The organism is Phycicoccus sp., assembly GCF_035325325.1.
Classification (GTDB): Bacteria; Actinomycetota; Actinomycetes; order Actinomycetales; family Dermatophilaceae; genus Phycicoccus.
This window is the reverse complement of sequence record NZ_DAOLAC010000031.1, coordinates 19,852-32,465: the sequence shown is the minus strand read 5'-3', so window position 1 is coordinate 32,465 and position 12,614 is coordinate 19,852. Positions and strand designations below refer to the sequence as shown.

Here is a 12,614-nt window from a genome sequence, read left to right as displayed (position 1 = left end):
CGGGGTCATCGCGCGTCGAGGACCTCGGTGCGTCGCACGACGGCGGGTTTCGGTCCGGCACCGCAGCTGAGGCTCCAGTCCGAGACCTGCTCGGAACGGACCTCGACGAGGACGCGGTCGGGGACCGGCCCGGAGCCGAGCACCTCGACGCGGGTCACGTCGCCCTCGGAGTCCACACGGCCGGGGACGACGTCGGCGAGCCCGGCCGGTCCGTGGTCGGCGAGCACGCGGGCCAGCGCGGCCTGCACGGCGGGCTCCCAGCGGGTGACCCCCCGCAGGTGGCGGCCGTCGACCCGGCCGGCCAGGTGGTCGGCGACGAGCGGCGTCACGGTCTCGGCGTCGAGGTAGCCGTAGCAGGCGCCGTCGGGGAGGGCGAGCAGCGTGCCCGAGAACCGGTGGCCCCCGAGGTGGGTGCACTCCCAGACCTCCTCGGGCCACTCGCGCGCGAGGCCGGCGACGATCGGCCGCCCCCGCACGGCACAGCACGCGTCGCGGGTGCCCTGGGTGCACACGAGCAGCATCGGCTCGGCGTCGGTGTCGCTGGCGCTCAACGGTGTCCCGAGGGCTCGGGCGGCCGCCAGGACGTCCTCGGCGGTGCGCCAGGTGCCGCGCAGCCAGGTGCGGCGCACCGTGTCGACGGCGAACCAGTGGCGCTCCCCTGGGTCGGTCCCGCGCCGGCCCTGGCGGCGTACGAGGAGGGCGCGGCCGCCGAAGGAGGCGCAGGTGGACTCGATCTCCTCGCCCAGCCGGCCGAGGAACGGCGGGGTCTCGAGCGGCTGCCTGGCCCAGGGCCCGGGGTGCTCGACGAGGAGCCAGCGGCTCGCGACCGGAGCGGACCCCCCGAGGGGCTCGCGCCGGTGCCGGGCCGCCGCCGAGCAGCGGGAGAGGTCGGTGAGGGCCATTCGGGCGATGCTACGCGGCGGGCCGCGCGCACCGGCCCGGGGAGTGCTGCCCCGGCCGGGCGACCCGCCCGGGAGGCGCGCGACCGCTCCCCGCCCTAGCGTGAGCCGCACCCACCCCACCACGTCCACCCAGGAGGAACACCCATGTCCCGACGACGTGCCATGGCCACCGCCGCGCTCGGATCGGCCGCCGCACTCGCGCTCACCGCCCTGCCCGCCCAGGCGGCGGCGCCCTCCTACGTCGCCCTCGGGGACAGCTACTCCTCCGGTACCGGCACCCGCGACTACATCGCGGACGGCACCTCCTGCCTGCGTTCCGTGTACGCCTACCCGTCGCTCATCGCGTCGGCCAAGGGGTACGCCCTCACCTTCCGCGCCTGCTCCGGCGCGACCGTCGCCGACGTGACGCGCACCCAGCTCTCCGCGCTGTCGGCGTCGACCTCGTACGTCTCGATCTCGATCGGCGGCAACGACGCCGGCTTCGCGGACGTGCTGACCGAGTGCGCGCAGCCGGGGTGGATGAGCGACTGCAACGGCGCGGTCGACGACGCCCAGGCGTTCATCAGCGGCACCCTGAAGACCCGTCTGTCGACGCTGTACTCGAGCATCCGGGCCAGGGCGCCGAAGGCCCGGGTGACGGTCGTCGGCTACCCGCGGATCTTCAACGGGGAGGACTGCAACGCGCTGACGTGGTTCTCCCCCGCCGAGGAGAAGCGCCTCAACGCCACCGCCGACCTCATCAACTCGGTCACCGCGCAGCGGGCCGCGGCGGCCGGCTTCTCGTTCGCCAACCCCACCTCGCGCTTCGTCGGGCACGCCGTGTGCGACAGCCCGGAGTGGATCAACGGCCTGTCCAACCCGATCGAGAACAGCTACCACCCGAAGAAGGAGGGGCACGCGAACGGGTACACCCCGGCGGTCAGCCCCTACCTGACCGGCGCGACCGTGACCGTGACCGCCGCGCTGCGGAGCACCGCGGCGGCGTCGGCCGACACCCTCGCGACCCGGGAGAGCCGGTGGGCCGCCGCGGACCGCAGCATCCGGCCCGAGCGCGTCCTGCTCCCCGACCTGCACAGCCCGCGAGCCCTCGCGGCGGCGCAGCGGGCCGGGGTCGACGTGGACGACCGGGCGAGCGTCGACGCCGCCGACCGTCTCTGGTCGGCCCGTCAGGCCGCCGAGCACCGGGCGCGGGTGGCCGGGCGCTGACCGGTGGCGCGGGGACGGGTGGCCGGCGCCCGGGCCGTCAGGCGCCGGCCGCGCGCACCAGCACGGTCGCGAGCGAGCGGTCGGTGACGAGGGTGTCCACCCAGCCCCCGAGGAGGAAGGCCCGGACCGCCGCGGCCTTCGCCGCTCCGGTGGCGAGCGCGACGGTCTCGGGGATGCGGCGCAGCTGCTCGTGACCGATCGTGACCATCCGGGTCTCGAGCTCGGGGTGCACGGCCCGGCCCTCGGCGTCGACGAAGACCCCGAGGGCCTCGCCCACGGCCCCGGTGGCCGCGACGTCGGCGCGCACGGCCGGGTCCACGGCGTCGTGGATGGTCGAGTGGCCGGGGACCCACGCGCCGATGCTCACGACGGTGACGGTGACCCGCGCGACCTCGTCCATGGCGCGCGCGACGGCCGCCTGGCGTCGCATCGCCGCGGCGCTCTCGGCGTCGTCGAGGATGAACGGCGCGTAGTACACGTGCGCCTCGCCGCCGGCCAGGCCGGCCGCGGCCCGCACCATGTCGACGGGGCTGTGCTCCCCGGGGATGACCATCGAGCCGCTCAGCTGGACGACCGGCACCGGCGGGAGCGCGGGCAGCGCGTCGAGGAGCGCGCTGACCGTGCGGGCCCACGGCAGCCCGAGGACGTCGTCCGGGCCGACGAGGTCGAGGAGCACGTCGGCGCCGGCCGACCCGACCTGGGCCCGGAGCCGAGGGGCGTCGTCGGCGCAGTCCACGACGAGGCAGCGACGCAGCCCGTAGGCCGCCCGCAGCCGGGCCGACAGCTCGCCGTCGACGCCGCCGGGCTCGACGATCTCGATGCGGACGATGCCCGCGGCCCGCGCGGCCTCGAGCAGCCGGGCCACCTTGAACCGGCTCACCCCCATGGCCGCGGCGATCTCGACCTTGCTCTCGCCGCCGAGGTAGTGGCGCCGGGCCGCCTCGGACGCCAGGGCCGCCTCGACGGCACGCAACGGCTCGGGCGCCCGCCCGACCTCGGGCGGCCCGACCGGCTCGGTCTCGGCCACGGGATGCGTCCTCTCCGCTCTCACGTGAGCGGATTATCGTTCACGTGAGCACACCGGACCAAGAATCCCTCCGAAAGGTTCGCCCGATGACCGACCGTCCGCTCGTCGCCGGCGTCGACACCTCCACCCAGTCGTGCAAGGTCGCCGTGTGCGACGCCGAGACCGGAGAGGTGGTCCGCCTCGGACGCGGCACCCACCCCGACGCCACCGAGGTCGACCCGGTGCACTGGTGGCAGGCCTGGGAGGAGGCGACCGCGGGCGGCCTGCTCGAGGGGGTGTCGGCGCTCGCCGTCGGAGGTCAGCAGCACGGGATGGTGCTGCTCGACGACGCCGACGAGGTCGTGCGGCCCGCCCTGCTGTGGAACGACACGCGCTCCGCCGGCACCGCGCGCGACCTCGTCGACGAGCTCGGCGGCGCCCACGCGTGGGCGGAGGCGGTCGGCGTCGTGCCGCTCGCCGCCATCACCGCGGCCAAGCTGCGCTGGGTGCGCGACCACGAGCCGGAGTCGATGAGCCGGGCCGCACGCGTCGTCCTCCCCCACGACTGGCTGACCGGCCGGATCCTCTCCGCCGCAGGCGGTTTCGAGGAGTGGACCACCGATGCCGGCGATGCCTCGGGCACGGGGTACTTCTCTGCGGCCACCCGCGAGTACCGACCCGACCTGCTCCGGATGGCCGCCGGGCGCGACCTCGCCGTGCCGCGGGTCGCCGACCCGGCCGAGGTCGTCGGGCGCACCCGCGAGGGGATGGCCGTCGCGCCGGGGACCGGCGACAACATGGGCGCCGCCCTGGGGCTCGGGCTCCGCCGCGGCGACGTCGTGGTCTCCCTCGGCACCAGCGGCACCGCCTTCGCCCGCCACGACCGCCCGACTGCCGACGCGCGCGGCTTCGTCCAGTCCTTCGCCGACGCCGAGGACGCCTTCCTCCCGCTCGTGTGCACACTGAACGCGGCCCGGGTGCTCACCGCCGGCGCCGCGACCCTCGGGGTCGACCTGGCCGAGCTCGACCGGCTGGCCCTCGCGGCCGAGCCCGGGGCCGGCGGGATGACCCTGCTGCCGTTCCTCGACGGCGAGCGCACCCCGAACCTGCCGACCGCCACCGGCAGCCTGCACGGGCTGACCCGCTCGAACGCGACACCGGCCAACCTCGCCCGCGCCGTCGTCGAGGGGATGCTCCTCGGGCTCGCGGACGCCGTCGACGCCGTCCGCGACGCCGGCTGCCCGGTCGAGCGCGTGCTGCTCATCGGCGGCGCCGCGAAGTCCGCCGCGGTGCAGCGCATCGCCCCGGACCTCCTCGGGGCGCCGGTGGCGGTGCCCGCGCCCGGTGAGTACGTGGCCGTCGGCGCCGCCCGGCAGGCGGCCTGGGCGCTGTCCGGCGCGGCGAGCGCCCCCGAGTGGGCGGTCGCGGTCGAGGCGACGTCCGCGCCCGTCGCGCCGGGTGCCGGGGCCGAGGCCCGCGAGCGCTACGCCGCCGCCCTCGCGACGACCTACCCGGGGGCCGCGGGCTGACCGCCTTCGGACGGGTCGGGCGCCGGTAGGTTGACGGGATGACCGACGCAGCGCGCGAGCTCGACATCGTCCTCTTCGGCGCGACCGGGTTCGTCGGGCGGTTGACCGCCCACCACCTCGCCGAGCACGCCCCGGGCGAGGTCCGCATCGGGCTCGCCGGTCGCTCGCGCGAGCGCCTCGGGGAGGTCCGGCGCGGCCTCGGCGAGCGCGCCGCCGAGTGGCCGCTGCTCGTCCTCGACGCCCTCGACGAGGACGCCGTCGCCGACCTGGCCGCCCGCACCCGCGTCGTCGTCACGACCGTCGGGCCGTACGCGAAGTTCGGGATGCCGCTCGCCGCGGCCTGCGCGGAGGCCGGGACCCACTACTGCGACCTCACGGGGGAGGTCCTCTTCGTCCACCGCAGCGTCGGGCGCAACCACGAGCCGGCGATGCTCTCCGGCGCCCGGGTGGTCCACGCCTGCGGATTCGACTCGATCCCCAGCGACCTCGGGGTGATGCTCTGCGCCGACGCCGCCCGCGCCGACGGCGCCGAGCTCGGCCGCACCCGGCTGGCCGTCCGCAGCATGAAGGGCGGCTTCAGCGGCGGCACCATCGACTCCGCCCGCACCCAGGCCCTCGAGATGCGCGCCGACCCCTCGACCCGTCGCATCGCCGCGGACCCGTGGGCGCTCGCCGAGGGGGGCCGTCCGCCACGGACCGGTGGAGCCGGGTCGCCGCGTCCGGGCGGCGTCGCCGGTGTCCTCGACCGGGCCGTCAAGGCCTCCCCGGTGCGACGCGACCCCGACAACGGGCACTTCACCGGTCCCTTCGTCATGGCTGCCTTCAACACCCGGATCGTGGCGCGATCGGCGTCACTCCTGCACTACGGCAAGGGGTTCCGCTACACCGAGTACTCCGACTACGGAGCCGGGCCGCGGGGCGCGGTCACGGCGTCCGTCGTCTCCGCGGGGCTGCTCGGCGCGGTCGCCGGAATGGCCTTCGGCCCCACCCGCGCGGTGCTCGACCGCGTGCTGCCCGCGCCCGGCGAGGGCCCGAGCGAGGAGGCGATGGCGAGCGGTCGCTTCCGGATGGAGGTCATGGCCGAGGCGAGCAACGGCGCCCGCTACCGCTCGGTCGTGGCCGCTCCCTACGACCCCGGCTACTCCGGCACCGCCGTGATGCTCGGCCAGGCGGCCCTCGCGCTCGCCGAGTCGAACGCCGGGCTGCCGGACTCCTCGGGCGTGCTGACGCCGGCGACCGGCATCGGCCCACCGCTCGTCGAGCGGCTGCGCGCACACGGCTTCACCCTCGAGGTCGAGCGACTGCCCTGACGGTCAGCGGTCCCGGGTGATGGCCCGGGCGATGCGCTCGGCGTCGATCCGCAGCTCCCGGAGCATCCCGGAGATCGGGTTCGTGTAGCCGGTGAACCACAGGCCCGGCGCGTTCGGTGACTGCTCGCGGCCGTGCGTGCGAGGCAGCCCACGGTCGCCGAGCACCCCGAGGTGGCCGACGAGCGGCTCGAGCCCGGCCCGGTAGCCGGTGGCGACGACGACGGCGTCCGGGGTGAGGCGGGTGCCGTCGGCGAGGACCACCTCGTCGCCGTCGAAGGACTCGACCGCTGCGACCGGCTCGACCCGCCCGGCCCGGATGGCGGCCACGACGCCGACGTCCTGGACGGGGATGCGTCCCTCGAGCACGCGCGAGTAGAGGTCCTTGCCCGCGCGCGGCATCCCGTGCTCGGTGAGGTCGGGCTCCTGGACGGCGGCGAGCACGCCGGCGACGCGGTCGACGACCGGTGGCGGGAGCCGGCGCACGGCGATCCCGGTGGCCTGCGCCGGGACGCCGAAGCGGGTGCGGGACAGGATGTGCGGCGGGGTCCGCACCGACAGCCAGACCCGGGTGGCCCCGTGCTCGGCGAGGTCGGTGGCCACCTCGGTGCCGGTGTTGCCGGTGCCGACGACGAGGACGTCTCGCCCGGCCCACCGGCGGCCGTTGCGGTAGTCGCGGGCGAGGACGACCTCGCCGGTGAAGCCGTCGAGGCCGGGCCACGAGGGTTCGACCGGGGTGTGGTTGTACCCGGTCGCGACGACGACGTGGCGGGCGGTGACGACGTCGCCACCGCCGAGCCGGACGGCCCAGCGCGCGGACCCGTCCGCCGCCGGGTCGACCCGCTCGACGGCCTCGCCGAAGCGGGTGCGGAGGCGGTGGTGCTCGGCGTACTCCTCGAGGTAGCGGACGACGTCGTCGCGCGCCACCCAGCGGCCGAAGCGCCGCGGGATCTGGTAGCCGGGCAGGTGCGACCAGCCGCGGGGGGTGTGCAGGTGGAGGCGGTCGTAGTGGTTGCGCCAGGACTCGCCGACGCCGGACGCGCGCTCGACGACCAGTGGGTCGACCCCTCGCTCGCGCAGTGCGGCCGCGACCGCGAGCCCCCCGGGGCCTGCCCCCACGACGACGACGTCCTCGACCCGCGACCCGGTGTCCACCACGTCCCGGAGACTACGCCCACGTCACACCCGTCCGGGCGGACAACGGACGAGATATCCACTACACTGCGTAGTAGTCCCTTCCGGCTCGTTCGAGGAGGCCGCCGTGACCGAGGCACCGATCAGCACTCTCTCCACAGAGGACGCGTGGGAGCTGCTGCGCAGCAACGAGTTCGGCCGGCTGGCCTTCCACCTGGCCGACGAGGTGCACATCACCCCGATCAACTACGCCATCGACGCCAAGGACCGCATCGTCGTCCGCACCGCCGAGGGGAGCAAGCTGCTCGGGCTGACGATGAACGCCGACGTCGCCTTCGAGGTGGACGAGGTGGACGAGCACGAGGCGCGCAGCGTCGTCGTCCGCGGACGCGCCCGAGCCCTCGAGGGCCACGAGGCCGACGAGACCGAGGAGCTGCCGTTGCGCCCCTGGGTCGACACGGTCAAGCTCAACGTCGTCGCGATCACGGTCGACGAGGTGAGCGCCCGGCGGTTCTCGCTGACCCGGCCGTGGATGCACATGCGCCCCGAGCCCGACTGAGCCGCGACGCGCCCGGCGAGAATCCCGAGGAAGGGCGGGGGAGGGTGGTCTCAGCCGACCGGCGTGAGCGGCACCCCGCCGTCGAGGACCGCGAGCACGTTGTCGACGGCCAGGTCGGCCATCGCCGTGCGCGTCTCGACCGTGGCCGACCCGATGTGCGGCAGGAGCACGACGTCGTCGCGCCCGAGCAGGCCCGGGTGCACCCGCGGCTCGTCCTCGAACACGTCGAGCCCGGCCCCGGCCAGCCGCCCGGCCTCGAGCGCCGCCACGAGGGCCGCCTCGTCGACGACCGGTCCGCGCGCGGTGTTGACGAGAAAGGCGCTCGGCTTCATCCGGGCCAGCGCCGCGGCGTCGACGAGGTGCCGGGTCGCCGGCGACAGCGGCACGTGGACGGAGACGACGTCGGACCGGTCGAGGAGCTCCTCGAACCCCACGACCTCGGCCTCCAGCTCGCCGACCACGTCCGCGGACGGGCGGGAGCGCCCGGACAGCAGCACCGTCATCCCGAAGGCCCGTGCCCGACGCGCCGTCGCCAACCCGATCGCCCCCGGGCCGAGGATGCCGATCACCTTCCCCTGCACCGAGGTCCCGAGCAGGTGGAACAGCCCGAACTCCCAGGGCGCGCCACCGCGCACCTCGCGCTCGGCCTCTGCGAGCCGGCGCGTCACCATGAGGACGAGCGCGAACGCGATGTCCGCCGTGGCGTCGGTGAGCACCCCCGGGGTGTTCGTCACGAGCACCCTCCGCGACCGGCAGGCCTCGACGTCGACGTTGTCGTAGCCGACCGCGACGTTCGCCACGACCTTCAGCGACGGGCCGGCGGCGTCGAGGAAGGCGGTGTCGACCCGGTGTCCGAGGGTGACGACGACCGCCTCGGCGCCGGCCAGCAGCACCGGCAGCTCGGCCGGCGGGACCGGCGCGTCGTCGTCCCGGTAGCGCACCTCGTGCACCTCCCGGAGCCGTTCGACGGCGTTCCCGGGCAGCCGGCTCGTGACGACGACGCCCGCCACGTCACATGATCTTCCGCACGACCGGCAGCGGCAGGTGGCGCATCGCCTTGCCGACCGGCACCCAGGGCCACGGTGGCACGAGCGCGTGCGCCTTCTCCTTCTCGATCGCGTCGACCATCGCCGCGACCCCCGGCACGGTGTCGACGATGAACGGCGTGTGCGAGACCCGCTCGTTCATCTCGGAACGGATGTAGCCGGGGTAGATGACCGAGACGCGGATGTCGAGGTCGGGCTCGCCGAGCATCTCGTTGCGGATGCCCTCGGCGAGCGCGGCGACGCCGGCCTTGGTCGCCGCGTACGTCGTCACCGTCTTGCGCATCCCGCGCATGGCCGAGACCGAGGAGATCATCACGAGGTGCCCGCGCCTCTGGTCGCGGAAGATCTCCATCGCGGCCTCGGTCTGGGCGAGGGCGGCGACGAAGTTGACCATCGCGGTCTGCCGGTTGGCGTCGTAGCGGCCGGTACCGAGCGGGGCGCCCTTCCCGAGCCCGGCGTTGACGACGACCCGGTCGATGGTGCCGAACGCCTCGCGGAAGGAGCGGAAGGTCTCGAACACGGCGTCGTCGTCGGTGACGTCGAGCGCTCGGACCTCGACGCGGCGGCCGGTGCGCTCGACGATCTCGTCGCGCAGCTCCTCGAGCCGGTCGAGCCGCCGGGCGGCGAGCCCGAGGTCCCACCCGCGGGCGGCGAGCTGGCGGGCCATCTCGGCGCCGAGCCCCGAGCTGGCTCCGGTGATGATCGTCGTGGGCACGAGGGGTCCTTCCGATGGGGGTCAGGCGCGGTCGGCGAGGAGCCGGGTGCACCGCTGGTCGAGATGGGCGACGACGTCCCGGAAGGCGCCGTACGCGGGGTTCGTGGTCTGGCCGTGGTGGAAGCGGTAGTAGATCTGCTGGGCGATGACGGCGAGCCGGAAGAGACCGAACACCTCGTAGAACAGGAGGTCGCGCGGGCTCACCTCGACGCCGCGGGCCGCGCAGTAGCGCGCGACCAGCTCGTCGCGGGTCAGCATGCCCGGGGTGTGCGTCGGCTGCAGCCGGAGCGCGACGAAGGTCGGGTCGTCGTCGGCCTGCACCCAGTAGGCGAGGGAGGAGCCGAGGTCCATCAACGGGTCGCCGACCGTGGCGAGCTCCCAGTCGAGGACGCCCACGACCCGCGTGGCGTCGTGGGGGTCGAGGACGAGGTTGTCGAAGCGGAAGTCGTTGTGGATGAGGACGTGCGGACGGTCCGGGGGTCGGTGCGCCTCGAGCCAGGCCATCGTCGCCTCGTGGTCGGGGACGTCGGGGGTGTGCGCCCGCCGCATCCGGCCGGCCCAGCCGCCGACCTGGCGCTCGACGTACCCGTCACCGCGGTCGAGGGCGCACAGCCCCGCGGCGTCGACGTCGACGTCGTGCAGGGCGACGAGGACGTCGACCGCGTTCTCGCACAACGTGCGCACGCCCTCGGCGTCGAGCCCGAGTGACTCCGGGACGTCCTTGCGGAGGATGGTCCCGGGGATGCGCTCCATGACGTAGAACTCGGAGCCGATGACCGACTCGTCACCGCAGTACCCGACCATCGTCGGGACGAGCGGGAAGGCCGTGGCGAGCCCGGCCTGGAGGTCGTGCTCGCGACGCATGTCGTGGGCCCCCTTGGCCTTGGTGCCGCCCGGCGGGCGTCGGAGCACGAGGTCGCGACCCGGCCAGCGCATCAGGTAGGTGAGGTTGCTCGCCCCGCCGGCGAACTGCCGGACCTCGGGCTCGCCGTCGAGGCCCCGCGCGTCGGAGGCGTTCTCGCGCAGCCACGCCGACGCGGCGACGACGTCGAAGGCGTCCTCGCCGCGGACGGCGGACGCACCGGGGACCTCGCTCACGGCAGGTACTCCTCGGGGTCGGCACCTGCCTTGCGCGCGAGCCGCTTCGCCTGCGCGACCATCATCCGGTCGTAGAGCGGGCGGACGAACCGCTTGCCGTAGTAGGCCTGCTTCCCCATCCGGTCGGTGAGGATGACCCGCTTGCGGGCGTCGATGCCGGCCAGGACGACCTTCGCGATGTCGGCGGCGTCGACCGAGGCCTTGGTGATGAGCCGGATGCCGGCCTCCTGCATCGCAGTGTCCTTGCCGGCGAACGACTCGTGGAGGTTGGTGCGGAAGAAGGCCGGGCAGACGACCGAGACGTCGATGCCCCACGGGCCGAGCTCGAAACCCAAGGTCTCCGAGAGGGCCACGACGCCGGCCTTGGTCGCGTTGTAGCTCGACATCCCCGGGCCGTGGACCAGTCCGGCGAGCGAGGCGACGTTGACGATGTGGCCGGCACGCTGCTCCTTGAGCAGCGGCGTGACCGTGTGGCAGCCGCGGGCGACGCCGAGCAGGTTGATCGAGACGACGCGCTCCCAGTCGGCCATCGCCTCGACGTCGATGCGGCCGCCGGTGGCGATGCCGGCGTTGTTGACGAGGAGGTCGAGCCCGCCCCACTCCTCGCGGACCCACGCGAGCGCGGCGTCCCAGTCCTGCTGGCTGCGCACGTCCAGCCGGCGGTACTCGGCGCCGGCCGGCACGGAGTCGGGCCGGTCGTCGGCGAGGTCGACGGCGAGCACCCGGTCACCGCGGGCGACGAGCAGCTCGACGAGGGCGCGGCCGAGCCCCGAGGCCCCGCCGGTGACGAGGGCGCGGCGGCTCATCGGCCGGCCTCCTGCGCGCGGGCGGCGTAGGGCCGCAGGAGGTGCCGGGCCACCACCCCCAGGTGCACCTCGTCGGGACCGTCGGCCAGCCGGAGGCTGCGCGCCCCGGCGTACGCGGCGGCGAGCGGGAAGTCCTCGCTCATCCCGGCGCCGCCGTGCAGCTGGATGGCGAGGTCGATGACGTCGCAGGCCATCTGCGGCACCGCGGCCTTGATCTCGCTCACCTCCGAAAGCGCTCCCTCGATACCCACGGTGTCGAGCTTCCACGCCGCATGGAGCACGAGCAACCGGGCCTGGTTGATCGCGATCCGGGCCCGGGCCAGCCGTTCCCGGTTCCCGCCGAGGTTGGCGATCGGCTTGCCGAAGGCGACGCGCGTCGTCGAGCGCTCGCAGGCCAGCTCCAGGGCCTTCTCGGCGAGCCCGACGAGCCGCATGCAGTGGTGCACGCGTCCCGGGCCGAGCCGGCCCTGGGCGATCTCGAACGCGCGACCCGGTCCGAGGAGGACGTTGCCGGCCGGGACGCGCACCGCGTCGAGGCTGACCTCGCCGTGGCCGAGCGGCTCGTCGTACTGGCCGAGCGCGGTGAGCATCCGCTCGACCGTGACGCCCGGGGCATCCATCGGGACGAGGACCATCGAGTGCTGGCGGTGCCGGTGGGCCTCGGGGTCGGTGAGCCCCATGAAGATGCCGACGCGGCTGTCCGGGTGCCCCGCACCGGTGCTCCACCACTTGCGGCCGTCGAGGACGACCTCGTCGCCGTCGAGCCGAGCGGTCGCGGCCATCGTCGTGGCGTCCGAGCTCGCGACCCCCGGCTCGGTCATGAGGAAGACGCTGCGGATGCGCCCGTCGAGGAGGGGGACGAGCCACTCCTCCTGCTGCTCGGGCGTGCCGTAGCGCAGGAGGACCTCCATGTTGCCGGTGTCCGGGGCGTTGCAGTTGAGGACGAGCGGCGCGAGGGTCGAGCGACCGGTCTGCTCGGCGACGCTCGCGTAGTCGACGTTGGTCAGTCCGGTGCCGCCGTCGGTGCCGAAGCGGCCGGCCCACTCGTCACCCTCGCCCGCCGGCAGGAAGAGGTTCCAGAGACCCTGGTCGCGGGCGCTGCGCTTGAGCGCCTCGACCTCGGCGGTGGGCGGCCAGGCGTCCTCGCCGCGGGCCCGGCGGGCGGCGAGGTCGGCGAGGAGTCGCTGCTCGACGGGGGCCACCTCGGTGTCGACGAAGGCGCGGACGCGGGCGGCGAGCTCGGCGGCGCGGGCGGACGGGGCGAAGTCCATGCCCTTGACCCTAACCCTCTGTTGAGCAATGCTCA

12 protein-coding genes are annotated in these 12,614 nt (G+C 74.9%); 4 read left to right on the top strand and 8 right to left on the bottom strand.

Annotated features, from left to right (window positions below):
* Positions 1-5: 5 nt before the first annotated feature.
* Entirely contained in the window at positions 6-902 is an 897-nt protein-coding gene (locus PKA89_RS15775) for a sucrase ferredoxin (RefSeq protein ID WP_324421133.1), read from the bottom strand.
* Positions 903-1,046: 144 nt separating this feature from the next.
* Here PKA89_RS15775 and PKA89_RS15770 point away from each other — a divergent pair, with 144 nt between their 5' ends.
* Positions 1,047-2,108: an SGNH/GDSL hydrolase family protein gene (locus PKA89_RS15770; protein WP_324421131.1), complete on the top strand. Its 1,062-nt coding sequence runs from the start codon at positions 1,047-1,049 to the stop codon at positions 2,106-2,108.
* 37 nt (positions 2,109-2,145) lie between these two features.
* Here PKA89_RS15770 and PKA89_RS15765 read toward each other — a convergent pair whose 3' ends face one another.
* A complete protein-coding gene (locus tag PKA89_RS15765) occupies positions 2,146-3,135 on the bottom strand; it encodes a sugar-binding domain-containing protein (RefSeq protein WP_324421129.1) in 990 nt (329 codons plus the stop codon).
* Positions 3,136-3,221: 86 nt separating this feature from the next.
* Here PKA89_RS15765 and xylB point away from each other — a divergent pair, with 86 nt between their 5' ends.
* Positions 3,222-4,643: a xylulokinase gene (gene xylB / locus PKA89_RS15760; protein WP_324421127.1), complete on the top strand. Its 1,422-nt coding sequence runs from the start codon at positions 3,222-3,224 to the stop codon at positions 4,641-4,643.
* A gap of 38 nt (positions 4,644-4,681) precedes the next feature.
* Positions 4,682-5,953, top strand: coding sequence for a saccharopine dehydrogenase NADP-binding domain-containing protein (locus PKA89_RS15755; protein ID WP_324421126.1), 1,272 nt, complete (start codon positions 4,682-4,684; stop codon positions 5,951-5,953).
* Between the two features lie 3 nt (positions 5,954-5,956).
* On the opposite strand, the gene PKA89_RS15750 is transcribed toward PKA89_RS15755, so the two are convergent.
* Complete coding sequence (locus PKA89_RS15750) at positions 5,957-7,108, bottom strand: NAD(P)/FAD-dependent oxidoreductase (protein WP_324421125.1); 1,152 nt, start codon at positions 7,106-7,108, stop codon at positions 5,957-5,959.
* Positions 7,109-7,211: 103 nt separating this feature from the next.
* Between PKA89_RS15750 and PKA89_RS15745 the strand changes: the two genes are divergently transcribed.
* Positions 7,212-7,643, top strand: a complete 432-nt coding sequence (locus tag PKA89_RS15745) for a pyridoxamine 5'-phosphate oxidase family protein (RefSeq protein WP_324421124.1) — start codon at positions 7,212-7,214, stop codon at positions 7,641-7,643.
* A 50-nt stretch (positions 7,644-7,693) separates the two neighbouring features.
* On the opposite strand, the gene PKA89_RS15740 is transcribed toward PKA89_RS15745, so the two are convergent.
* From PKA89_RS15740 to PKA89_RS15720, 5 genes are read right to left on the bottom strand one after another with little or no spacing between them, the layout of a single operon-like run.
* The gene (locus PKA89_RS15740) at positions 7,694-8,653 is read right to left on the bottom strand and encodes a D-glycerate dehydrogenase (protein ID WP_324421123.1); all 960 of its coding nucleotides are present in this window, start codon (positions 8,651-8,653) and stop codon (positions 7,694-7,696) included.
* 1 nt (position 8,654) lies between these two features.
* A complete protein-coding gene (locus PKA89_RS15735) occupies positions 8,655-9,404 on the bottom strand; it encodes an SDR family oxidoreductase (protein ID WP_324421122.1) in 750 nt (249 codons plus the stop codon).
* A 21-nt stretch (positions 9,405-9,425) separates the two neighbouring features.
* Positions 9,426-10,502 (bottom strand): phosphotransferase family protein, encoded by a 1,077-nt coding sequence (locus PKA89_RS15730; RefSeq protein ID WP_324421120.1) that lies wholly within the window; start codon positions 10,500-10,502, stop codon positions 9,426-9,428.
* Positions 10,499-11,308, bottom strand: a complete 810-nt coding sequence (locus PKA89_RS15725) for an SDR family NAD(P)-dependent oxidoreductase (protein ID WP_324421118.1) — start codon at positions 11,306-11,308, stop codon at positions 10,499-10,501. Before PKA89_RS15725 ends, PKA89_RS15730 begins: the two co-directional genes overlap by 4 nt.
* Positions 11,305-12,579, bottom strand: a complete 1,275-nt coding sequence (locus PKA89_RS15720; protein WP_324421116.1) for an acyl-CoA dehydrogenase family protein — start codon at positions 12,577-12,579, stop codon at positions 11,305-11,307. The genes PKA89_RS15725 and PKA89_RS15720 overlap by 4 nt, the downstream gene beginning before the upstream one ends.
* Between the last annotated feature and the right edge of the window lie 35 nt (positions 12,580-12,614).